Genomic DNA, 21,971 nt, shown 5'->3' with positions numbered 1-21,971 from the left:
CCGGGAAATGCTCGCGACAATGCCGCAGGATTGGCATACGAGGGAGGATGGCCAATGCGGGTGTTTGTCTCCGTCGACATGGAAGGGATTAGTGGCATCGTTCATGGCGACATGATGATGCCGGGAGAGCGCGAGTATGACCGCGGTCGGCGCTTGATGACGGGCGATGCGAACGCGGCGATCGAAGGGCTGGTGCAAGCCGGGGCGACGTTTATTCTGGTCAACGATGGGCATGGGCCGATGCGCAACCTGTTGATTGAGGAGTTGCACCCGGCCGCGCACCTGCTCTCTGGCAGCGGTGATGCCAAGCCGTGGTGCCAGCTCGAGGGCGCGGATCGCTTTGCCTTCGATGCGGCGGTCTTCATCGGCTATCACGCGATGGCGAAGACGTTCAACGCGATTCATCCGCACACGATTGCGGGCGCGGCGGTGGCGGAGTTGCGACTGAACGGGCGGCCGCATGGCGAAGGCGGACTGAATGCGGCGGTGCTCGGCGCGCTTGGCATCCCGGTGGTGCTGGTCACGGGCGATGCTGCGGCCTGCGCCGAAGCCCGGGCGTTCCTCGGCGAGCAGATTGAGACGGTGGCGGTGAAAGAGGCGTGTGGACGCAATGCCGCGATCTGCCGGCCGCCATCGGCGACCCGGCCTGAGATTACCGCGGCGGCTGCGCGGGCGCTATCACGGCTGCCGGACATGCGGCCATATCAGCCAGAGCGACCGTTTCGGCTGGAAGTCGACTTCTTGACGATGCAACAGTGCGATCGGGCGAGCCGGACGGCCGGTGTCGAACGGCTTGGGCCGGTGACGGTGCGGATTGTGGGTGATGATCCGTGGCAGCAGTATCGGACGCTCTGGGCGGCGATTCGAGCGGCGCTCTATGAGCCAGCGAGCTGGCTGGCGTAGCAGGGAGGGGATGGGATGCGCAGCTACCGCATTGCGGTGATTCCAGGTGATGGCGTCGGCAAGGAGGTCATCCCAGCGGGCCAGCGGGTCCTTGAGGCCGCGGTTGCTGGCCGGGCCAAGCTGGATTGGCAGGTGTTCCCGTGGGGATCGGACTACTACCGTGAGACCGGCAGCATGATGCCGGCGGACGGTGTCGAGCAGTTGCGGCAGTTCGACGCGATTTATCTTGGCGCGGTCGGTGACCCGCCGCGGATTCCGGACCACATTACCCTGTGGGGACTGATCCTGCCGATCCGCAAGGCGCTGGATCTCTACGTCAATGTTCGCCCAGTGCGCTTGCTGCCCGGCGTGCGCGGGCCGCTGCGTGACAAAGGGCCGGCCGATATCGACATGATCTTCATCCGCGAGAACACGGAAGGCGAGTACGCGGGTGTTGGCGGCCGGGTGCATGTTGGCACGCCGCACGAAGTCGCGATTGAGACGGCCGTCTTCTCGCGGTTCAATGTCGAGCGCGTGGTGCGCTATGCCTTCGAGCTGGCGCGGGGACGGCGCAAGCATCTCACCAGCGTGACCAAGTCGAACGCGCAGCGCTACGGCATGACGTTCTGGGACGACGTTGTCACGGCGGTGGCTCGCGATTACCCCGATGTGACCGTCACCTCGCTGCTGGTCGATGCGGCAGCGGCGCTGCTGGTACGTGCGCCGGAGCGCTTTGATGTGGTGGTGGCGAGCAACCTGTTCGCCGATATCCTGACGGATCTTGGTGGCGCGATTATGGGAAGCTTGGGACTTGCGCCGAGCGCGAACCTGGCCGCCCAGCCGGGCGTACCGTCGCTGTTTGAGCCGGTGCACGGCTCTGCGCCGGATATTGCCGGCAAGGGGATCGCGAACCCGATCGGCACGATCTGGGCGGGCGCGATGATGCTTGAGCATCTCGGCGAGCGCGAGGCGGCACAGCGGGTGCTGGCGGCGCTCGAGCGCTTGACAGCCGAGGGGCAGGTGCTGACGCCTGACATGGGCGGCAGTGCGACAACGGAGCAGGTGGCTGAGCGGGTCGTGGCGCTGCTCACATGAGGCTCGCCAGTGGGCGCTGCAGGCACTGCCCACGGCAGGTCGTCTCATGTCCCTCTATCTCTATCAATGCATGTTCGAGGGCAAAAACCGCCACGGAATGTGTGGCCTCACCCCCTCACCCGTCGTTCAGTGGGGAGAGGGGGTGTCTGTCACGTGGGTACCGGCTTGGCCGGCGACGGCAGCGACAGCGTCGTCGAGGGCGGCGATGATGGCGCGGCGTCCCGGGCGGCTGCGGCTGAAGCGGATGGCGGCCTCGACTTTCGGGCCCATGCTGCCGGCGGCGAACTGGCCGGCAGCGTGGTAGGCGGCCAGTTCGCTGGCGCTGACGTTGTGCAGCGGGCGGGCGTTGGGCGTGCCGTAGTCCAGCATGACAGCTGGGACATCGGTGAGGATGAGCAGGAGGTCGGCGTCGAGTTCGTGGGCAAGGAGGGCGGCTGCGAGGTCTTTATCGATGACGGCTTCGACGCCGCGATACCGGCCGTCTGGGTCGCGCACGACGGGCACACCTCCGCCGCCACAGGCGACGACGATGGCACCGTCGCCGATGAGGGCCTCGATCGCTGGCCGGTCGACGATGGCGATGGGTTCAGGCGAAGGCACGACGCGTCGCCAGCCGCGCGCGCCTTGTGGGCGCCACGTTTGACCAGTTTCGGCCATGATTGCTCGGGCGCGTTCCTCCGGGTAAAAGAGGCCGATGGGCTTGGTTGGATTCTGCCAGGCGGGATCGTCGGCGCTGACTTCAGTGCGGGTCACCAGGGCGGCAACGACGCGGGAGATGCCGCGTTGGGCGAGCGCTGCGCCGAGTGCCTGTTGGATCATGAAGCCGATCGTTGCCTGGGTCTGGGCGACGCACCAGTGGAGCGGCACCGCGGGGACGACGTCGCGGGCGAGTTCGTTCTTGAGCAGGAGGTTGCCGACTTGAGGCCCGTTGCCGTGGGTGATGATCACCTCGTGGCCCTGTGCGATCAGGTCGGCGAGGAGCTGACAACTGCGGTCAACGTTGGCTTGCTGCTCCTCGGCTGTGCCCCGTTGGCCAGCCTGGATGATGGCGTTCCCGCCAAGGGCAACGACGATGCGGGCCATGGCAGGCTACCTCCGACCGGCTTCGAGTTCGGCAGCGTAGCGCGCGGCGAACGCCTGAAAGGCCGCGGTGAAGCACTGGGCTGGTGGGCGGACGATGCCTGCGCCGACCTGGCCGATGCCTGGCTCGCGATGAGCGATGCCGGTGTCGATGACGGGCAAAATGCCGGTGCGGACGACACGCCGCAGGTCGATGCCGGTGGGAGTGCCGCGGAAATTGAGCGCGGGAATGCGGAACAGCTCGTGCTCGGTGACGGTAATTTCGTCCATTTCGAGCGTGGCGCGGACGGCATCCTCGGGCGTGCCACCGATGAACTGGACGATTGCCGGAGCACCGGCCAGGGCAAATCCACCGATCCCGACGGTTTCGGTGATGGCACTGTCGCCGATATCGGGATTGGCGTCGTCAGGGCCAAATCCAGCGAAGTAGAGTCCACGAGGTACCTGGGCCGGGCCGGTGAACCACTGGTCGCCGAGGCCACTGACGCGGATGCCGAATTCGGTGCCGTTGCGCGAGAGCGTGGTGACCAGCGCGCTGTGGGGCACGCCGTGCGCGGCATCGGCCATGACTTTCGAGGCGACCATTGCCAGGTTGACGAAGAAGTGGTCGTTGCCATGCATGAAGCGCAGCGCCTGGGCGATGTCGGATGCGGGCGCGTCGCACTCGACGAGGGCTGGGGCGATCTCGCGGATGAAGAGCGAGGTGGCGGCTTTGTTGCGGTTGTGGCATTCGTCACCCATCTGCAGGGCCTGGGCGATGATGTTGCGCAGGTCGATGCCGTTGGTGCGGGCGAGGGCCTGGCCGAGCAGCGGGGCGAGGACGGTAGTGATCCAGCGCAGCCGGTCGATCACCTCAGGGCTGTACGCGCCCATGCGCATGACCTTGCCGATGCCTTCGTTGAAATTGGAGTAGGCCCGGTTCGTGCCAGCGGCGTTCTCGACGACGAAGACCGGCATGGATGGCGAGATGACGCCGGCCATTGGCCCGACGGCGCTGTGCTCGTGGTTGGGCGCGAGCTCGATTGCGCCACGCTCGAAGAGCTGGACGGCCTCTTCCGGCGTAGTCGCCAGGCCTTCGAAGAGGGCTGCGCCGATGAGCGCGCCGCGGAGTGGGCCGGAGGCGTGTGCCCAGTCGATCGGTGGGCCGGCGTGGAAGAACGTGCGCGGGGTCATGCCGGGCAAGACATCGAGGGCTCTGGCGACGCCGACCAGGACTGGCTGGGCGCGCATCATGCGCTGCACGGACTCGCGAGTTGCGGCGTCGATGGCTGGGTCGAGGAACAGGGTGGCTGCTGCAGGATCGGGCTCGATGAGCGGCGGGCGCCAGTCGACGCGCACGGGGGGATGGCCTTGTTGGGCAAGCGCATCGGCGAAGAGGTCGAGTCCGACGTTGATCGGCTGGTGGATGCCGTTGGTGAGCAGTGCCTGGATGGCGTTGGTCTCCATCGTGCTTGCTCCCTTCCCGTAGGCTATCGGTCGGCGAGAAGCTGGGCTGCGGCCTCGGCTGCGCTGACGTTGCTAGTTGTTACCAGGGCGCCTGCCTCTTCAAGGGCTCGGCGCTGGCGTGAGAGTCGTTGGGGATCGCGTTCGGTGCCGACGAGGGTGACGATGATGGGGAGGCCGCGGCCGTGCTGGCGGGCGTGCTGGCGTGCGGCGGCAATGGCAGGGGCGAGCACGCTGGCGGGATCGGGATGCGCGCCGTAGCCGAGCACGACATCGAGCAGAATGACGGCGGTCGTAGGGTCGGCTGCCTCACGGTGCAATCGCTCGATGCGAAGGGTGTGGTCGATCATGGGGTGAGGCCGGCCGACGGTCAGCTCGTCGTCGCCGAGGTCGAGCAGCGTGTGCTCGTGGCTCTGGTGTGGATTGGGCAGGCGGTAGGCAGGGTTGAGGGGGACGTTCGACCAGGCTGGGCCGAGGCGCTGGCTGAGGATCCAGAGCGCTTCTTCACACAGGGTGCCGCCAGAGTAGAGCCCGCGGACAAAGCGCTGCTCGGGGCTGAGGCTTGCGCGCTCGTGGGTGAGCGTATCGATCGGTATCGGGTCGATAGCGGATGAACCGGTCGACTGGCCAGTGGCGAGTGCGACCGCGGCCTGGGCAGCGGCGGTGAGGGTCGGGACGACGGTGACGCCTTCGGGCGCGCTGAGGTGCGCACCAAGGAAGGCGGCGACGACCGGCTTACCGGTGGCGTGGGCCGCGGCGAGCACGCGCGCCGCGACCTCGTGGGCTGGCGGCTTTGACAGGAGCACGATGACCTGCGTTGCCGGGTCGTTCGCGAGCGCGGCGAGCGCGGCCTGCATGGTCGCACCGCCGACCGCGGCACTGAGGTCGCGGCTGCCGACGCCAATCCCGTGGCTGACGCCGGAGCCGAGCCAATCGATGAGGCACGAGACCTGCTGGAGGCCGGTGCCGGAGGCAGCGATGATGCCGATGGGGCCCCGTTGGACGGCATTGGCGAAGCCGAGGCCAACGCCGCCGATCAGCGCGGTGCCGCAGTCTGGGCCCATGACGAGCAGGCCCTGTTCGGCGGCAAGCCGCTTAAGCCGGACTTCGGCCTCGAGCGGGACGTTGTCGCTGAAGAGGAAGACGTGTTTGCCGGCGCGCAGCGCTTCTTCGGCTTCGATTGCCGCGAAGGCGCCTGGCGTTGAGATGAGGACGAGGTTGGCGTCGGCGGCATGGCGGAGCGCAGTGCGCAAGGATCGTGGACGTGGCGCAGCGCCGTCGCCGGTCGGCGTAGCGGGGGCTCGGGTACTGGTGAGCTGGGTGAGGGCTTCGGCGACAAGCGCCTCGGCGCGTTCGGTGCTCTCGGCCTGCACCACGATGATCAAGTCGTTGGGTCCGGCGTGCGCGATTACCGCGGGGTCAACGCCGGCTTCTGCCAAGAGGGCGCGGTTGGCGCTCGTGCCCATCACGAGTGACGCGAGGGTGACGCCGGGTTGCTGGCTGAGTTGCCCGGCGACAACCATCAGGGCTACCGAATCGAAATAGGTATTGGGGACGACGCGAACTGCCGTCGCCATTGGACTGTCCTCTCTCCCTGGTTCGTGCGGTGTTGGCTGGGGCGGATGCGTTGACATCGTTGACACCACGTGTTGACAATGCGCCCAGCCATCATTACCCTGCCACTATACGGCTGGCTTGCCGATGGCGCAAGCGGAAGTGGCCACGGGCGCGGTTACGTGAGGAGGGCGGCGAGGCTCTGACTCAAACCGGCTAGCATGGCCCAGCCAGACGTTGCCCCGTAGCGCATCAGGTGACGTGTGGCCTGGGCAAGCGCGGGCGCATCGGCGAGCGCAAGGGCCTGGGCGGTATGGATGAGCAGGCGCTGGAGGTTGCCAGCAGCGGCGTGCGTCAGCCAGCTCGCGCTCAGGGTAGTCGTCTGGGGGGCAAGGCGGCCGAGTTGCTGGCGCAGGGTCAACAGCCACGACTGGCGAGCGGGGAGGGCGTGGCCCAGCAGGGTCAAGGCAGCGCAGAGGCCGATCAGGAGGTCGTCGCCGGCCGGGGTCAGTCCGGGGCCAAGCCCAACGAGCGTGGCAGCGCGTGCCAGGACGGCTTCGGCATTGCCGCGACGCAACGCCTCGAAGAGGGCGGTGGCACGGCTGAGGACGGGCTGCAGGGCGGGATCGGGCGGCGGAGTGAGTGTGGCCATGGCGGGCAGGAGTGCGCGGATGGCGTCGAGGTCGATGTGTGGCGGCAGGTGGGCTGCCAGACTCGGACACCAGCGTTCGGTTTGGGGCGCGAGGGCGCTCGGTGGCAGGCCGGGGATGCACACGTGGCCGTTGCCGAGCGTGACCGTGGTGTCACACAGGGCGTGGCGCAGGTCGAGGTCGGGCTGGCTGAGGGCGAGGCCAAGCGGGGGCAAGACGTGCGGGCTGGTGACGATGGCGACCACGCCCTCGGGGGCATCGAGGTAGAGCGCAGTTGGCAGGGCCGTCAGGACTGGCAAGGGCGTTGCCGGGGCGGTGAGGCGTGGGATGAGGAGTGTGGTCACAGCGGTCACGTGCATGTGGCAGCCTCCCAAGGGGTTGCAGGGTGATGCCATCGCGCTATACTGCCGCTCGGCGGCGTCTCTGGCAGCGACGGCAGATCGGTACGCGTACGCTGCTCGTTGCCAGCAGGTTCGGAGGAAGCACGCGCCCGGCTGAGCCGGCACGGCCGGGCTGCTGCTGTTTGGTAATAGTGGTGTCGGCGGGTGCTGGCCGCCTTGTACCGGGAACAGAAGGGGGGAGATGTGGCGATCCAGCTGTCATGGCGCGAGAAGCGCGGGGGAATTATCGCGCCGGATGAGCGGTTGCCATGGGGGCCGACGATTGCGCTTGGCCTCCAGCACGTGCTGGCGATGTTTGGTGCGACGGTGGTGGCGCCGCTGGTCATGGGGTTTGACCCAAACCTGGCGATTTTCTTCTCGGGTGTTGGCACGTTGCTCTTCTTCCTGATCGTTGGCGGGCGGGTGCCGAGTTACCTTGGATCGAGTTTCTCCTTCATCGGTCCGGTGGCGGCGGTGATCGGCTCGAAGGCGGCGGGAACGTATAACCCGGCGGATATCCCCAAGGCGCTCGGTGGCATTATCGCTGCTGGGATTGTGTACGCAATCCTTGGCGTGATTGTCCACTTTAGCGGCACGGACTGGATCGACCGGCTCATGCCGCCGGTGGTGACTGGTGCGGTTGTGATGATCATCGGGCTGAATCTGGCTCCGGCGGCCTATGGCCTGGTGAAGCAAGGGCCGTTCCTGGCGATCATCACGATGCTGGCGGTGCTTGTGATTGGCTTGATGACACGCGGACTGGTTGCGCGGTTGCCGGTCTTGCTGGGGACAGTCTTTGGGTACGTGGTTGCGTTGGTGCTTGGAGGCACCAACCCGAATGGGCGCGAGATCTGGTTTTTCCGGGTGCAGGGGGTTGACCTGAGTCAGGTCAAGCAGGCCCCCTGGTTTGGGTTGCCGCACTTCCAAAGCCCGACGTTCGACGTGCGTGCGATCACGTTGATTGCGCCGGTGGCGATCATTCTGGTTGCTGAGAACTTCGGGCATATCAAGGCGATCGAGGCGATGACGGGGCGCAATTTGATGCCGTACCTCGGCCGGGCCTTTGCCGGTGATGGCATTGCGACGATTGTGTCGGGGTTGGGCGGCGGCACTGGCGTCACGACCTATGCGGAGAACATCGGCGTGATGGCGATGACGCGCGTGTACTCGACGGTGATCTTCCCGATTGCAGCACTGGTGGCGATTCTGCTTGGGCTGTCGCCGAAGTTCGGGGCGTTGATTCAGTCGATTCCCGGCGGGGTGCTCGGCGGCATCTCGACGGTGCTTTTTGGTTTGATTGCGGTCACGGGAGCGCGCATTTGGGTTGAAAATGGCGTTGATTTCACCAAGGGGATTAACCTCTTCATTGCGGCGGTCGCGTTGATCATGGGAGCGGCGGACTACACGCTGAAGCTCGGGCAGTTCCAGTTCGCGGGGATTGCGGTGGGCACGTTTGGAGCGATCATCCTCTATCAGCTCTTCAAGGGCGCGCCGCAGGCGTTTGGTGAGGCGGAGGCGGTGCCGGCTGATGCTGAGCCGGCGGAGCGCCGACCGGCTCCGCCGACGCAACCGCGGCAATCGCGGCAGCCGCGTGGCCGTCGCTAAGGCGAGGGAAACAGGAGCAGGATGGCGAGAAGACGAGGGGAACGACGATGAAGCCAGCGCCCTTTGACTACATGGTGGCGGATTCGCTCGCTGATGCGCTGGCAGCGTTGCACGACTATGGCTACGACGCCAAGCCGCTTGCCGGCGGGCAGAGTCTGGTGCCCTTGCTCAACATGCGCCTTGCCCGGCCCAGGTTGCTGGTCGATTTGAACCGGCTGGCGGCGCTGGCGTTCATAACCGAGCGGGATGGCGGGATTGCGATCGGGGCGATGACGCGGCAGCGCGCGGTCGAGCAGTCAGCCTTGATTGCGGCGCGCTGCCCGCTTCTGGCGCAGGCGATCCGCTACGTTGGGCATTTCCCGATCCGGACGCGTGGAACCGTTGGTGGCAGCGTTGCGCATGCCGATCCGGCAGCAGAGATTCCTGGCGTGCTGGTGGCGCTCGACGGGCATGTGCGCTTGCGCAGCCAGCGCGGCGAGCGGGTTGTGCCGAGTAAGGCGTTCTTTGTCGATACGCTGACGACGGTCGCGGAGCCTGACGAACTGGTCACGGAGATCTGGCTGCCGGCACTCCCAGAGCGGACGAGTCACGTTTGGCTTGAGGTTGCGCGACGGCACGGGGACTACGCGCTGGTTGGCCTTGGCGCGGTCCTGACGCTCGACGACGCGGGCGCCGTGCACGATGTGCGCCTGGCGTTCATCGGCGTTGGTGGGCGGCCGGTGCGGGCACGGCAGGCCGAAGAACGCCTGCGTGGAGAGCGGCTGTCGCGTCAGTTGCTGGCGGAGGCGGCTCGGCTGGTGGCGGCTGAACTCGATCCGGCGGATGACCTGCATGCGAGTCGCGACTATCGCCGCCATGTTGCTGGGGTGCTGGCGCAGCGGGCGCTGGCCGATGCCTACCGGCGTGTGACCGGAGAGGAACTGCAATGAGCGCGACGACAGCGACGAAGCTGCACCGTGTGCGAGTGACGGTGAACGGCGTGCGCTACGAGCGGGATGTCGAGCCACGCCTGCTGCTATCCGATTTTCTGCGGCATGAACTGGGGCTGACGGGGACGCACGTGGGCTGTGAGCATGGGGTCTGCGGGGCGTGCACCGTGCTGCTGAATGGCGAGCCGGTGCGTTCCTGTTTGATGCTGGCGGTCCAGGCCGATGGACAGGAACTGGAGACGGTCGAAGGGCTTGCGCCGAGCCCGGAGCAGTTGCATCCGCTGCAACAGGCGTTTTGGGAGAAGCATGGCCTGCAATGTGGCTACTGCACGCCCGGGATGCTGATGACGCTCAAGGCGTTTCTGGCCGAGCACCCTGATCCAACGCCGGAGGAGGTGCGCGAAGCCATTTCGGGCAATCTTTGCCGGTGCACGGGGTATCAAAACATCGTGGCCGCAGCGCTCGAGGCTGCTCGTCTTCTGCGGCAGTCATCCTAGAGGGAAAGGCGGACGCGTATGCCGACCCGGATGTTCGGCGAGCCGGTGAAGCGGCGGGAAGACCCGCGGTTGTTGACCGGGCAGGGACGATACGTTGACGATATCGATCTGCCGGGCATGCTCCATGCCGCGTTCTTGCGCAGTCCCTATGCCCATGCGCGAATCCGGGGGATCGACGTCAGCAAGGCGCGGGAGCTCGACGGGGTTGTGGCTGTCTACACCTACGACGATATCGGCCCAGTCAAGCAGCGGATGCCGCTGCTCATTCCGCATCCGGCCTTGACACATCCCGCTACGCGCTACGCCCTGGCCCGGGATGAGGTCAACCACGTTGGGGAGTGCGTGGCCATGGTTGTGGCGACGAGCCGCTACGTGGCCGAGGATGCGCTTGAGCTGATTGCGGTTGACTACGAGGAGTTGCCGCCGGTGGTCGACATTGAGGCGGCGGTTGCGCCGGGAGCGCCGCTCGTCCATGAGGAGCTGGGCACGAACGTGGCGGCGCACTACGTTGGCGTTGTCGGCGACCCCGAGCGGGCATTTCGCGAGGCCGCGCATGTCTTTCGCGAGCGGCTGGTGATCGAGCGCAGCGCTGGGATGCCGATCGAGACCCGGGCCGTGCTGGCCCAATGGGACGAGTTCGAGGAACGGTTGCTGGTCTGGGATTCGACGCAAGCGCCGATCGTGATCCGCAACGCGCTGGCGGCGCTCTTCAGCTTGCCGCCGACGCAGGTGCGGGTGATTGCGCCGGACGTTGGCGGCGGGTTTGGCTGCAAGATCATGGTCTATCCTGAGGAAGTGCTCGTGCCCTTTGCGGCGCTGACGTTGAAGCGGCCGGTGAAGTGGGTTGAAGACCGTCGGGAGCATTTCATTGGCACCAATCAGGAGCGGCTGCAGATCCACGAAGCGGAAATTGCGGTGGATGCTGACGGTCGGATCCTCGGGATTCGCGACCGGTTCTTGCATGATGCCGGGGCGTATACGCCCTACGGCATCATTGTCCCCCAGATTACTGCTTGCCAGTTGCCTGGCCCGTACAAAGTGCCGAACTATCACGTCGAGTTCCGTGCGGTCTTCACCAACACCGTGCCGGTCAGTCCCTACCGTGGTGCTGGCCGGCCGCATGCCTGCTTTGTCATGGAGCGGCTGCTGGATCGTGTAGCTGACGAGCTTGGGATTGACCGAGCGGAGGTGCGGCGGCGGAACTTCATCCAGCCGCACGAGTTCCCCTACGACGTCGGGTTGATCTTCCAGGACGGCGCGCCGACGCGGTACGACAGTGGCAACTACCCCGCGATGCTCGACAAGCTGCTGGCCATGCTCGACTACGAGCGGCTGCAGCGTGAGGAGTTGCCGCGGCTGCGTGCCGAGGGCCGGTATGTCGGCGTTGGCATTGCCTGCTACGTCGAAGGCACGGGGATTGGGCCGTACGAGGGCGCGCATGTGCGGGTGGAGCCGACGGGCCAGGTCTACGTTGCGACCGGCGTGCCGCAGCAAGGGCAAGCGCACCGGACGATTCTGGCGCAAGTTGTGGCGGAGACGCTGCAGGTGCCGTTGGAGCTGGTGCAGGTCGTCGAAGGCGACACGGCTGCCTTCGAGTTTGGCTCCGGAGTTTACGCGAGCCGGAGCGCGGTGGTTGCGGGCAGTGCCGTGGCGCTGGCAGCGCAACGGGTGCGGGAGCAGGGGCTGCAGCTGGCTGCCGAGGAACTCGAGGTCGATCCGCACGACCTTGTGGTTGAGGATGGGCGGGTTTTCGTGCGTGGGGCGCCCGAGCGTGGCTTCACCTGGGGGCAACTAGCGCAGCTCGCCAACCCGCTGCGCTACGCCTACGCCGGTGACCTGGCGGTGCGGCCGCGGCCGTGGACGGGGCCGGCCTTGCCGCCGGGCCGCCAGCCGGCGCTCGAGGCAGTCGAGTACTACTCGCCGCCACACGCGACGTGGGCCAGCGGGGCGGTCGGCGTGGTGCTGGAAGTTGATCCGGAGACGGGGATGCTGCAGTTCCATCGCCTCTGCGTCGTGCATGACTGCGGGAAGATGATCAACCCGCTGGTGGTTGAGGGGCAAATTCACGGCGGCGTTGCCCAAGGGATCGGCGGTGCGTTCTACGAGCGGCTGGCGTATGACGAGCGCGGCCAGCTGGTCAACGCAAGCTTCATGGACTTTCTGTTGCCGACGGCGATGGAGATTCCGCCGATCGAGGTCGAGCATCTTGAGACGCCGTCACCACTGAATCCGCTTGGGGTGAAGGGGGTTGGCGAGGCGGGGGCGATCCCGATGCCAGCGGTGGTCGCTGCCGCGCTCGACGATGCCTTGCGACCGTTCGGCGTCCGCGTCACGCGCATGCCGCTCGACCCAAGTGCCGTACGCGCGCTGGTTGCCCAGGGACGGGCGAGCAGCGTTGCAGAGTGAGTGCGGGACAGGCCGCCCAAGGAGAAGGGAAGGGAGCCGATGGGCAAGACCAAGATCTATGACCTCTCACAGCCGCTCAACCAGGACGTGTCGTTCTGGCCGTTCTATCCGCCGTTTGAGGTGAAGTACATCAAGCGGAAGGCGGAGCATGGGGTCAACGCCCAGTACATCATGACGTCGAACCACATGGGCACGCACCTCGATGCGCCCCGGCACTTTGTCACCGGCGGGCGAACGATCGACGAGATTCCGCTCGAGTGGTGCTACGGCCCGGGGGTGATCGTTGACTTGAGCGATGTGCTCGATGAGCTCGATATTTTCACCCCGGAGATGATCGAAGAGCGTGTCGACGTGCGTGAGGGCGATATTCTGTTCATCCATACCGGCTGGCACCGCTATGCCCAGTTCGGGGAATCGCCCGACGAGGAGAAGTATCTGCTGCGGCATCCCGGGCCACATTACCGGATTGTCGACTGGCTCCTGGCGAAGAAGATCCATATCTGGGGTGTCGATATGGTCTCGACCGACCACCCGATGAACCTGCCGATCGGGCGGTTTCTAGGGCGTGGTGGGCTGGAGCAGTGGCGGAAGGTGCGGCAGATCTGCGAGGCGAAGTTTGGCGACAAGCTTGACGAACTCTTCCCTGAGTCGGCCTACCAGCTCACGCATAACGCGCTCTTCCCGCACGACTGCATCCATGTCGAGAACCTCGGTGGTGATATTGGGTTGAAGGAGTTGCACAACCGGCGGCTGACGCTTGGCGTCTTCCCCTGGAAGTTCAAGGGGGGCGAGGCAGCGTTCTGCCGGGCTGTCGCGTTTGTGGAGGAATAGACCGGCGCGCGTGTGTTTGGGCGCTGTGCGGCTCGCGCGGGATCGCGGCATGATGCCGGCGTCGTGCCGCAGCAGCGTGGCGTGTGCGCCGCGATGACGAGAGAGGGAGGGAGCCTTGTTGGCTGATCTTGCGACGATGCGTGTGCTCGATCTGTCTCAGGACTGGGATATTCATACGCCAGGGTTTGCCCTCTACGAGGGGCCGACGGTGAAGTGGGTCAAGCGGCTGGCGTTCGAGCGGGCGGGGGGCCAGTGGATCGGCTCGACGCTCCATGTTGGCACACACCTTGATGCGCCGCTGCACTTCCAGACGAACGGCAAGGACATCGCGTCAATCCCGCTTGACACGCTGGTTGGGCCGGCATGTGTGGTCGATCTCACGAAGCTGGGGGTCGGCGACTATGGGATTTATGGCCCTGAGCATTTCGAGGAATGGGAACGGCGCACGGGGATTCGGATTGAGCGGGGCGATATCCTGATTATCCATACCGGCTATCACCGCCACTATCCCAGCGACTGGGCGACGCGCTGCGCAGCGGTCGAGCCCGACGATACGCGCTACTTCATCAAGCATCCGGGGCCGACGCGGGCCTTTGCGGAGTGGGTGCTTGATCGCGGCATCCGCTGGCTGGCCGTGGACTGCGGCTCAGCCGATCATCCGATGAACACCGTGATCCGGCGGGTGCGGCCGGACCTTGCGGCGGAGGCGGAGCAGGTGCTCGGCCAACCGCTGGCGACGCTCTTCCCGGAGTCGGATTACCAGGTGATGCACGTGCTGCTCTTCCCCCATGGGGTCATCCACGTCGAGAACGCGGGGGGACAGATCGACGAGGTGCTTGATCAGCGCGTGCTGGTTGGCTGCTTCCCCTGGCGCTTCAAAGGTGGGGAAGCGGCGTTCTGCCGTCTCGTCGCCTTCGTCGAAGGCTAGCGTGCAATCGAAAACGACGGCGAGCCGGCAGCGTGGGAGATCCTCGTGCTGCCGGCTCGGTCTGCACGGCGTGGGTTGCTACATGACGTCGGGGGCGGCGATGCCGAGGAGGCGGAGGCCGTTGGCCAGCGTCTGGCGCGTGGCCGCAACGAGTGCGAGGCGGGCGGAACGCGTTGGCTCCTCGGCCTGCAAGACAGGGCAGACATGATAGAAGTCGTTGAAGCGCTTGGCAAGCTCGTAGACGTAATTTGCGATAACGAGCGGCTTGTACTCTTCGGCGGCCTTAGCGACGTCGTTGGGGAAGTTGGCGAGGTGCTCGATGAGGTTGATCTCTTCGGGCGTCAGGTCGCGGAAGGTGTATGGCCCTTCTGGCAGGGCGTCGACCTTTTCGAGGATGCGGCAGGCGCGGGCGTGGGCGTACTGGATGTAGGGGGCGGCATGCCCTTCGAAGGAGAGGGCTTCCTCGATATCGAAGACGATGACGCGGTTGTTGTCGCGGGAGAGCATGCTGTACTTGAGGCTGCCTAATCCGACCTGGCGGGCGACTTCCTCCTTGCGTTCGGGCGGCAGGGTTGGGTTCTTCTCGTCGATGATCTCGCGGGCGCGTTCGAGCACCTGCCGGGCGATGTCCTCGTAGAGGACAACGTTGCCGGAGCGGCTGCTCATCGCGCCGCTGGGCAAGGTGACCATCTCGTAGGCGAGGTGGTAGCACTTGGCGGCCTGGGGGAAGCCCCACAGTTCCATCACCTTGAAGATTTGCTGCAGGTAGAGGCTTTGCCGGGTGTCGACGACCCAGATGGCACGGTCGACGCCGTATTGCTCGAACTTGCGCTTGGTGAGGGCGAGGTCTTTGGTGGAGTACAGCGTGGTGCCGTCGGAGCGGAGGATCGGCAGCGTGCGGTAGGTCTCTTTATCGAGGCCGAGTTTCTCGTCGATCTTGACGACCGGCAAGCCGTCGCTGATTTCGGCGATGCCCTTTTCGAGGAGTTCGCGGACGATGGCCCGGCCCTCGTCTTCGACTTCGCTCTCGTAGAACCAGACGTCGAAGTGGATGTCGAGTTCGGCGTAGATGCGGTGGAATTCTTCGAGGCTCCAGGCTCGCGTTTCTTCCCAAAGGCGGATGAAGTCGGGGTCTTTGCGTTCCCAGCGCTGGAATGTCTCGCGGACTTCGCGCTGCCAGGTTGGCACCTGCGGCCACCAGTCGATGGTTTCGGCCAGGCGCTGCCAGCGCTGGTAGCGTTCTTGGGTGCTTGCGAGCAGGCGTGGGATATCGGGGTTATCGGGCTCAGCGGCCTGCTGGTCGCGCAAGGCTGCCAGTTCGTGCTCGAGTTGTTTGCCGACGATCGGCCAGAACGCCACGATGGTCTGGTCGTCGTAGAAGGCGTCGGGCTTGAGTTCACGGCCGCTGGAGATTTGGCCGAGGAGATAGGCGATATCTTCGCCGACTTTGTGCTCGCGCCAGAGTTCTTTGAGCATGCGATCGATAGCCTGGACGAAGAGCTGGTCGTCGTGTGCCAGCTCGTTGAGCAGGGCGACGACGTCGTCGCGGTAGTTCAAGCGGCGGTCGGCTTCGGCGTAGATTTCACCGAGCCAGCGCCCGCGTTGCTGGCGTGGCGGCTCCTCGCCCTGGTGGAAGCGGAGATAGCACCAGAGGGTCTTGATCACGTGGAGGCCGATATCACCGATGTAGTTGGCAGCGAGGACGTCGTAGCCAGCGAAGCGCAGGATGCGGCAGAGGCTGTCGCCGAGGCAGGCGTTGCGCAGGTGGCCGATGTGGAAGGCCTTGTGGGTGTTGGGCTGCGAGAACTCGACCATGATGCGCTCGGTCTTGGGCTCGCCCTGGCCGTAGCGCTCGGCCTGCTCGAGGACGGCCCGGATGACGGCGTTGGCGTAGTGGCTCGAGTCGAAGATGACGTTGACGTAGCCGTTGACGGCCTCGACACGGGCGAAGCCGTCGCGGGCGATGAGCTGGGCTGCGATCTGCTCGGCGATGGCCTGGGCGCGCTCGCGCACGCGTTCCTGGAGCAGCCGCTTGGCTTCTTTCTTGGGCAGCTCGGCGAGTTGGGGCTGCAGTTCGGCCTCGAGTTGCTCGGTCGCGAGCTGGTAGCTGATCGAGGAGGCGGCACCCCAGACGCCGGAGAAGGGGACAGGGCGCAGCTCGAGCTGGCGGCGGCCGTAGCCGAGCGTTTCTAATACCTCATTGATGAGGGCTGCGACGCGTTGCGTCTCCTGCTGAAACATTGGCGTCACCTCGTCGTTTGTCTGTCTGTGGAAAGGGCGGGGGCTGTGGTGCCGGCAGCGGGCGGCTCGGCGGGTGTGAACCAGTCGTCACGGAAGCCGCGTTTGCGTGCCCAGTAGGCGTTGGCGCGGAAGAGGCCTTCGACAGTGCCGGCATCCGTCCAAAAGCCGTTGAGTTCGACCCAGCGCAGCTTGCCAGCTGCGAGGTAGCGGTTGTTGACGTCGGTGATCTCGAGTTCGCCGCGGGCTGAAGGCGTGAGCTGGCGGATGTAGTCGAAGACGTGGGCGTCGTAGACATAGAGCCCGGTGACGGCATAGGAGCTGGCGGGCTGACGGGGTTTTTCCTCGATGCGCACGATGCGTGTTGGGTCGGCTGGATCGAAGACGGGACAACCGAACCGCTCGGGGTCAGGGACGCGTGCGAGGAAGAGGAGGGCGCCATCGGTAAACGTGGCAAGGGTGGGACCGATATCGGCGTCGGTGGTGTTGTCGCCGAGGATGACGCAGATGGGTTCGCTGTCGGCGAACTCCTCGGCCAGGGCCAGGGCATCGGCGATGCCATGTTCGGCTTCCTGGTAGGCGTACTCCAGGTGGCGGACGCCAAGATGCTTGCCGTTGCGGAGGACGCGCAGGAAGTCGCCGGCGTAGGGGCCGCCGGTCACGACGAGGATGTCGGTGATGCCAGCGCGCACCAGCGTCTGGATCGGGTAGTAGACCATGGGCTGGTCGTAGACCGGCAGCAGGTGCTTGTTGGTGACGTAGGTGAGCGGGTAGAGCCGTGTGCCTAACCCGCCGGCGAGGACGACGCCCTTCATCAACCCTCCCTGTTCGTGCGCGGCGCGACGGCCACAGACTGCCGTGCCGACATCAGAGTATACACGCCCAATGCCCACGGCCGGCGTGGTGTTGACGCGGCCGACGGGCTCTGCTACACTGGTTCGTGATGAAAATAGGACTCATTCTCAAGTGCGAGAGGGGTTGGGATGGCAGTGAGCGTGCGTGAGGCAGAGCAGAAGGCGAGCAGTCGGCACCCCTGGTGGTGGTCACTGGTGCCGGGGTTGCGCCAGGGCGTGCGGCACGGTGAAGATCCCGCGGAACTGGAGCAGCGGTTCATCCTCCAGGTGGTGCAGCCGGCGCTCGTCGGGTTGATGGATGGCTCGGTCTCGACGCTTGCTCCGATCTTTGCCAGCGCCTATGCGACTGGTCGGCCGCATGTGGCGTTCGTCGTTGGTCTTGCGGCGGCGGTTGGTGCGGCGATTAGTATGGGCTTTGCGGAAGCGCTGTCTGACACGGGGGAGCTGACGGGGCGTGGCGGGCCAGTGCAGCGCGGCGTGATTACCGGGGCATCGACCTTTGTCGGCGGTATCCTGCATACGTTGCCCTTCTTGATCCCGGTGCTGCACCTGGCGCTGGTGTCGGCGTACATCGTCGTGGGCGTTGAGCTGATCGCGATTGCTCTGATCCGTTACCGCTTCTTCAAGATGCCGATGCTGAAGTCGGTTATCCAGGTAATTGTCGGTGGGGCGCTGGTCTTTGCGGCCGGTGTGCTGATCGGGAATTCGTAGCGTCCGTTGCTGCCCCCTCGGGTACAATCGCCGCGAGAAGGCGATCGTGCTCGAGGGGGTATCTGTGTCGACGCCAGGTGCGGTGACCTTCTTCACCAACGAGTATCCGCCCCATGTCTATGGTGGGGCCGGGGTGCATGTCGCGGAGCTAACCCGGGCCCTGTCTCGTCTGCTCACCGTCGAAGTCCGCTGTTTTGGCGACCAGCAACTCGAGACCGAGCGGTTGCGTGTCCGGGGTTATCCGGCCTGGGAGGCGGTGGCACGTCCGGCGGATCCGCGTTTTGCTGGCGCGTTCGATGCGCTCTCGCGGACGTTGCTGATGGTCAAGGATCGGCCGCTCGGCGAGCTTGTCCACTGTCACACCTGGTACACCGACCTGGCGGGGTTTCTCGCCAAGCTGCTGTGGGAGACGCCGCTGGTCGTGACCATTCACTCGCTCGAGCCGCTGCGCCCCTGGAAGGCCGAGCAGCTGGGGGCAGCCTACCGGGTGAGTTCGTGGATGGAGCGGACGGGCATTGAGCACGCTGATGCGGTGATCGCGGTGTCGGCGGCGACGCGTGCGGACGTGCTGCGCCTCTTTGCCGTTGCGCCGGAGCGCGTCCACGTGATCCACAACGGCATTGACCCGACGGTCTACCACAAGGTCGAGGAGACTGCGGCGCTCATGCGCTATGGCGTTGACCCGGGGCGGCCGTACGTGCTGTTCGTCGGGCGGATGACACGACAGAAGGGGCTCCCGTACTTGCTGGATGCCGTGCCGTATCTGGATCCGGGCATCCAGGTCGTCCTCTGCGCGGGCAAGCCCGATACGCCGGAGATTGGGCAGGAGGTCGCGAGCAAGGTGGCGGCGCTGCAGGCAACGCGGCCGGGCGTGATCTGGATTCAGGCGATGCTGCCGCGGGAGGAACTGCTGCAGCTCTACTCGCATGCAGCGGTCTTCTGCTGTCCGTCGATTTACGAGCCGTTCGGGCTGATAAACCTTGAGGCGATGGCGTGCGAGGTGCCCGTTGTTGCGTCGGCGGTTGGCGGCATTCCGGAAGTCGTGGTTGACGGTGAGACGGGGATCCTGGTGCCGGTGACGATCGATCCAGATACGCTCACGCCAGTGGATCCGGACGGGTTTGCCCGTGGGCTGGCGGAGGCGATCAACCGGCTGGTTGTCGATTCGACCCTGCGCCGGCAGATGGGGCAGCGTGGCCGGCGCAGGGTCGAGGAGCAGTTCAGCTGGGACGCGATCGCGCGGCAGACGCTGGCGCTCTATCGCCAGGTGCTGGCCGGCGCACGACGCTAGGCGTCAGTCGTCGGCGCTGGAGGTGAGCACACGGACGCTGCGGGTCGTCACCAGCGGCTGCGGCTGGGGCAGCGAGACGACGTAGGCCGTGGCGATATCGGGAATCTGCCGGATTTCCTCGAGCGCCTCTTCGGGAATGGGATCGTCGACGTTCAGTACCATGATGGCGTCGCCGCCACGGTGGTGCCGGCCGACCTGCATGCCCGCGATGTTGACCTCATAGCGGCCGAGGATCATGCCGATGCGGCCGACGATGCCGGGGCGATCGCGGTGGTGGGTGATGAGCATGTGCCCGGCGAGCGGTCGTTCGAGCGTGAACCGGTCGACTTCCATGATCCCCGCATCTTTGCGGTCCCAGCGGATGGTGACGCGGTGGGGCGTCTCGCCGTCGACTTCGATGGAGAAGTCGGGGATGGTCGTAGCCGTGGGATCGAAGTGGAGGCTGACGGCGAGGGCGAGCTCTTGGGCGACGAGCCGGGCGTTGACGGGCGTGACGCGGCGATCGGACCAGCGGCGGAGCGCGGTGCTGAGGGCCACGGCGGTGACGTGTTCGGCGACGTCCTGCGGCACCTGGCCACGGACGAGCACGTGGAAGGTGCTGGGCAGCTCGGGCTGGAGCACGGCGATCAAGGTGCCCGCGGCTTCGGCGACCTGGGTCAGCCGCTGGAGTTCGGGGGCGTGGAGGGATGCGGCTGGCAGGTTGACGGCGTTGGGCACGATCTCGCCGCGGAGGGCAGCCAAGGTGGTGGTGCTGATGATGTCGCCAATGGCCGCCAGCGCTTCTTTGCTTGATCCGCCGATGTGTGGGGTGAGCACGACGTTGGGCAGGCCGAAGAGCGGGCTGGTGTAGGCTGGCTCTTCGGGGAAGACGTCGACCGCGGCGGCAGCCAGGTGACCGCGCTTGAGGGCGTCGGCCAGGGCGTCGACGTCGACGACTTCGCCACGGGCAGCGTTGATGACGATCGCGCCGGGCTTCATGCGCGCAATGGCGGCGGCGTTGAGCATGTGGTGGGTTTCGGGGGTGGCTGGAACGTGGAACGTGACGATGTCGGCCGTTTCGAGCAAGGTCTCGTAGTCGACCGGCTCGACGCCGAGCTGGGTGAAGCGTTCGCGCGTGATGTAGGGGTCGTAGCCGAGCAGGCGCATCTCGAAGGCGCGCAAACGCTGGGCGACGACCGAGCCGACGCGGCCAAGGCCGACGATGCCGACTGTCTTGCCTTTGAGGTCGAAGGGCTTGAAGCGCTTGCGCTCCCAACGGCCGGCGTGGGTTGAGGCGTTGGCGTCGGGGATGCAGCGGCTGATGGCTAAGAGGAGCGCGATGGTGTGTTCGCCGGCCGAGACGGCGTTGGCGCCGGGTGCGTTGAGGACGAGGATGCCCGCCTCGGTGGCGGCGTCGACATCGATGTTGTCGACGCCGGTGCCGGCGCGGGCGATGACGCGGAGCCGCGGTGCGGCGGCAATCACCTCGCGGGTGACGCGGGTCTCGCTGCGGACGACGAGGGCGTCGGCGTCGCGGAGCGCGGCGAAGAGTGCGTCGCGGTCGCGTCCGTCAACGTCGATGATCTCGGCCTCGGCTGCCAGCCGTTCGCGAGCGCGGGCATCGATGACGTCGCTGATGACGATGCGCTTGCGCCGCCCGTGCTCGTTGCCATCAGTGCTGAGTGGCGTGTCAAGGCCCAGCAAGGTGCGGCAGGCGGTGGCGAGGTCAGGAACGCGGACGATGAACGGTGATTCGCCAGCTGGCGCAGGCTCGTTGGTCAGGAGGAAGCAGGTGATGCCGGCCTGGGCGTATCGCTGGGCGTGGCGCAGGCTGTCTTCGATGGCGTGGGTGACGCCGAGCTGGCGTGCCTGGGCGACTTTGTCTTCGACGAAGTAGAGCTGGCAGGCGGGAAAGTTATGCTCGTGCAGCCAGGCCTCGGTGACAGGGCGAGAACGCTCGGGCCGGGCGGTGATGATCCAGACGTTGTCGCGGCCGAGCGTTTCGATGAGGCGCCTGAGCCAGAGCTGGGCGTGTGGCGCGGGCTTGAGCAGGCTTGCGGGCCCGCCCGGGCCATAGACCCAGAGCCGGACAGCTTCGGGGACGTTGCAGCCGTGGGAGTCGACGAACGCGGTGTCCGGCAACTCCATGCCGAGGGCCTGGTTGGCTGCTTGGGCTAAAGGTGCGGGGTGTTCGGTGAGGACCCCGTCAAGGTCAAGCGCGAGTCGAACGGTCGTCATGGTTCCCCTCCAGTCTTTGCTGACGTTGCTCCACCGGGATTGCCCAGAGCGCCGAACCGGCGCTCGATCCAGATCCCCGACTGGAGGGGCTACTCACGCCGTGTCCAGCAAGCAGGAAGCGGCCGTGCTGCATCATCGCACTGGTGCTCAAGCCGACTGCTTGCGTGATCTCCATGCTGTCCTCCGTCCTCCGTTGCTGGACACTGCGTGTATCCGGAACCATCCACTGCGCACCTGCGCGTTCGCAGTATAGCAAGCTGCTGGCCGGTTGCCAAGTGGCACATGCCGGAGCGGCAGGCACAGGGCGCACTCGCTCCGCGATGGGCAGGCGGTACGGAATCGGGAGAAACTATCGGTTGTCTGGTTGGCTGCGCGGGACT

The 21,971-nt window shown here is 66.0% G+C and carries 18 protein-coding genes; 10 read left to right on the top strand and 8 right to left on the bottom strand.

Annotated elements, in window-relative coordinates; genetic code table 11:
* The first annotated feature begins 54 nt into the window (after nt 1-54).
* Together N675_RS04040 and N675_RS04035 are read left to right on the top strand one after the other, a co-directional pair.
* Nucleotides 55-903 carry a M55 family metallopeptidase gene (locus N675_RS04040; protein WP_038038194.1) on the top strand — a complete coding sequence of 283 codons (849 nt, stop codon included), beginning with the start codon at nt 55-57 and terminating at the stop codon, nt 901-903.
* A 15-nt stretch (nt 904-918) separates the two neighbouring features.
* Entirely contained in the window at nt 919-1,977 is a 1,059-nt protein-coding gene (locus N675_RS04035; RefSeq protein WP_038038193.1) for a tartrate dehydrogenase, read from the top strand.
* 126 nt (nt 1,978-2,103) lie between these two features.
* Here the strand turns inward: N675_RS04035 and arcC are convergent, their stop codons facing one another.
* From arcC to N675_RS04015, 4 genes are all read right to left on the bottom strand, one after another.
* Nucleotides 2,104-3,060 carry a carbamate kinase gene (arcC, locus tag N675_RS04030; RefSeq protein WP_038038192.1) on the bottom strand — a complete coding sequence of 319 codons (957 nt, stop codon included), beginning with the start codon at nt 3,058-3,060 and terminating at the stop codon, nt 2,104-2,106.
* A 6-nt stretch (nt 3,061-3,066) separates the two neighbouring features.
* Nucleotides 3,067-4,503, bottom strand: a complete 1,437-nt coding sequence (locus N675_RS04025; protein ID WP_038038191.1) for a YlbE family protein — start codon at nt 4,501-4,503, stop codon at nt 3,067-3,069.
* Nucleotides 4,504-4,526: 23 nt separating this feature from the next.
* Nucleotides 4,527-6,077, bottom strand: a complete 1,551-nt coding sequence (fdrA, locus tag N675_RS04020) for an acyl-CoA synthetase FdrA (RefSeq protein ID WP_038038190.1) — start codon at nt 6,075-6,077, stop codon at nt 4,527-4,529.
* Between the two features lie 155 nt (nt 6,078-6,232).
* The gene (locus N675_RS04015; RefSeq protein ID WP_051914106.1) at nt 6,233-7,063 is read right to left on the bottom strand and encodes an oxamate carbamoyltransferase subunit AllH family protein; all 831 of its coding nucleotides are present in this window, start codon (nt 7,061-7,063) and stop codon (nt 6,233-6,235) included.
* 225 nt (nt 7,064-7,288) lie between these two features.
* On the opposite strand from N675_RS04015, the gene N675_RS04005 reads away from it, so the two are divergent.
* From N675_RS04005 to N675_RS03980, 6 genes are all read left to right on the top strand, one after another.
* Entirely contained in the window at nt 7,289-8,689 is a 1,401-nt protein-coding gene (locus tag N675_RS04005) for a solute carrier family 23 protein (RefSeq protein ID WP_081886842.1), read from the top strand.
* A 47-nt stretch (nt 8,690-8,736) separates the two neighbouring features.
* Complete coding sequence (locus N675_RS04000) at nt 8,737-9,618, top strand: FAD binding domain-containing protein (RefSeq protein ID WP_038038187.1); 882 nt, start codon at nt 8,737-8,739, stop codon at nt 9,616-9,618.
* Nucleotides 9,615-10,115, top strand: coding sequence for a (2Fe-2S)-binding protein (locus N675_RS03995; protein WP_038038185.1), 501 nt, complete (start codon nt 9,615-9,617; stop codon nt 10,113-10,115). Before N675_RS04000 ends, N675_RS03995 begins: the two co-directional genes overlap by 4 nt.
* An 18-nt stretch (nt 10,116-10,133) precedes the next feature.
* Nucleotides 10,134-12,521: an aerobic carbon-monoxide dehydrogenase large subunit gene (gene cutA, locus N675_RS03990; protein WP_038038183.1), complete on the top strand. Its 2,388-nt coding sequence runs from the start codon at nt 10,134-10,136 to the stop codon at nt 12,519-12,521.
* 39 nt (nt 12,522-12,560) lie between these two features.
* Nucleotides 12,561-13,352 (top strand): cyclase family protein, encoded by a 792-nt coding sequence (locus N675_RS03985; RefSeq protein ID WP_038038181.1) that lies wholly within the window; start codon nt 12,561-12,563, stop codon nt 13,350-13,352.
* 118 nt (nt 13,353-13,470) lie between these two features.
* A complete protein-coding gene (locus tag N675_RS03980; protein WP_338417740.1) occupies nt 13,471-14,280 on the top strand; it encodes a cyclase family protein in 810 nt (269 codons plus the stop codon).
* Nucleotides 14,281-14,358: 78 nt separating this feature from the next.
* Here the strand turns inward: N675_RS03980 and argS are convergent, their stop codons facing one another.
* Nucleotides 14,359-16,521 carry an arginine--tRNA ligase gene (argS, locus tag N675_RS03975; RefSeq protein ID WP_038038179.1) on the bottom strand — a complete coding sequence of 721 codons (2,163 nt, stop codon included), beginning with the start codon at nt 16,519-16,521 and terminating at the stop codon, nt 14,359-14,361.
* 5 nt (nt 16,522-16,526) lie between these two features.
* On the bottom strand, nt 16,527-17,333 hold the full coding sequence (locus tag N675_RS03970) for a sugar phosphate nucleotidyltransferase (RefSeq protein ID WP_051914105.1): 807 nt from the start codon (nt 17,331-17,333) through the stop codon (nt 16,527-16,529).
* Nucleotides 17,334-17,501: 168 nt separating this feature from the next.
* Here N675_RS03970 and N675_RS03965 point away from each other — a divergent pair, with 168 nt between their 5' ends.
* Nucleotides 17,502-18,083: a VIT1/CCC1 transporter family protein gene (locus tag N675_RS03965; RefSeq protein WP_231577927.1), complete on the top strand. Its 582-nt coding sequence runs from the start codon at nt 17,502-17,504 to the stop codon at nt 18,081-18,083.
* A 64-nt stretch (nt 18,084-18,147) separates the two neighbouring features.
* On the top strand, nt 18,148-19,374 hold the full coding sequence (gene glgA / locus N675_RS03960) for a glycogen synthase (RefSeq protein WP_038038177.1): 1,227 nt from the start codon (nt 18,148-18,150) through the stop codon (nt 19,372-19,374).
* Between the two features lie 3 nt (nt 19,375-19,377).
* Here glgA and serA read toward each other — a convergent pair whose 3' ends face one another.
* Complete coding sequence (gene serA / locus N675_RS03955; protein WP_051914103.1) at nt 19,378-21,591, bottom strand: phosphoglycerate dehydrogenase; 2,214 nt, start codon at nt 21,589-21,591, stop codon at nt 19,378-19,380.
* Nucleotides 21,566-21,766, bottom strand: a complete 201-nt coding sequence (locus N675_RS14255; protein ID WP_156100812.1) for a hypothetical protein — start codon at nt 21,764-21,766, stop codon at nt 21,566-21,568. Before N675_RS14255 ends, serA begins: the two co-directional genes overlap by 26 nt.
* Nucleotides 21,767-21,971: the final 205 nt, after the last annotated feature.

This window comes from Thermorudis peleae, from assembly GCF_000744775.1.
GTDB lineage: Bacteria > Chloroflexota > Chloroflexia > Thermomicrobiales > Thermomicrobiaceae > Thermorudis > Thermorudis peleae.
This window is presented reverse-complemented; position numbering and strand designations above follow the sequence as displayed.

Excerpts from the sequence above, each read along its gene's own strand:
- N675_RS04040 (WP_038038194.1), top strand. The coding sequence starts at position 55 with ATGCGGGTGTTTGTCTCCGTCGACATGGAAGGGATTAGTGGCATCGTT.
- N675_RS04035 (WP_038038193.1), top strand. The coding sequence starts at position 919 with ATGCGCAGCTACCGCATTGCGGTGATTCCAGGTGATGGCGTCGGCAAG.
- arcC (WP_038038192.1), bottom strand. The coding sequence starts at position 3,060 with ATGGCCCGCATCGTCGTTGCCCTTGGCGGGAACGCCATCATCCAGGCT.
- N675_RS04025 (WP_038038191.1), bottom strand. The coding sequence starts at position 4,503 with ATGGAGACCAACGCCATCCAGGCACTGCTCACCAACGGCATCCACCAG.
- fdrA (WP_038038190.1), bottom strand. The coding sequence starts at position 6,077 with ATGGCGACGGCAGTTCGCGTCGTCCCCAATACCTATTTCGATTCGGTA.
- N675_RS04015 (WP_051914106.1), bottom strand. The coding sequence starts at position 7,063 with ATGCACGTGACCGCTGTGACCACACTCCTCATCCCACGCCTCACCGCC.
- N675_RS04000 (WP_038038187.1), top strand. The coding sequence starts at position 8,737 with ATGAAGCCAGCGCCCTTTGACTACATGGTGGCGGATTCGCTCGCTGAT.
- N675_RS03995 (WP_038038185.1), top strand. The coding sequence starts at position 9,615 with ATGAGCGCGACGACAGCGACGAAGCTGCACCGTGTGCGAGTGACGGTG.
- cutA (WP_038038183.1), top strand. The coding sequence starts at position 10,134 with ATGCCGACCCGGATGTTCGGCGAGCCGGTGAAGCGGCGGGAAGACCCG.
- N675_RS03985 (WP_038038181.1), top strand. The coding sequence starts at position 12,561 with ATGGGCAAGACCAAGATCTATGACCTCTCACAGCCGCTCAACCAGGAC.
- argS (WP_038038179.1), bottom strand. The coding sequence starts at position 16,521 with ATGTTTCAGCAGGAGACGCAACGCGTCGCAGCCCTCATCAATGAGGTA.
- N675_RS03970 (WP_051914105.1), bottom strand. The coding sequence starts at position 17,333 with ATGAAGGGCGTCGTCCTCGCCGGCGGGTTAGGCACACGGCTCTACCCG.
- N675_RS03965 (WP_231577927.1), top strand. The coding sequence starts at position 17,502 with ATGGCAGTGAGCGTGCGTGAGGCAGAGCAGAAGGCGAGCAGTCGGCAC.
- serA (WP_051914103.1), bottom strand. The coding sequence starts at position 21,591 with ATGACGACCGTTCGACTCGCGCTTGACCTTGACGGGGTCCTCACCGAA.
- N675_RS14255 (WP_156100812.1), bottom strand. The coding sequence starts at position 21,766 with ATGGAGATCACGCAAGCAGTCGGCTTGAGCACCAGTGCGATGATGCAG.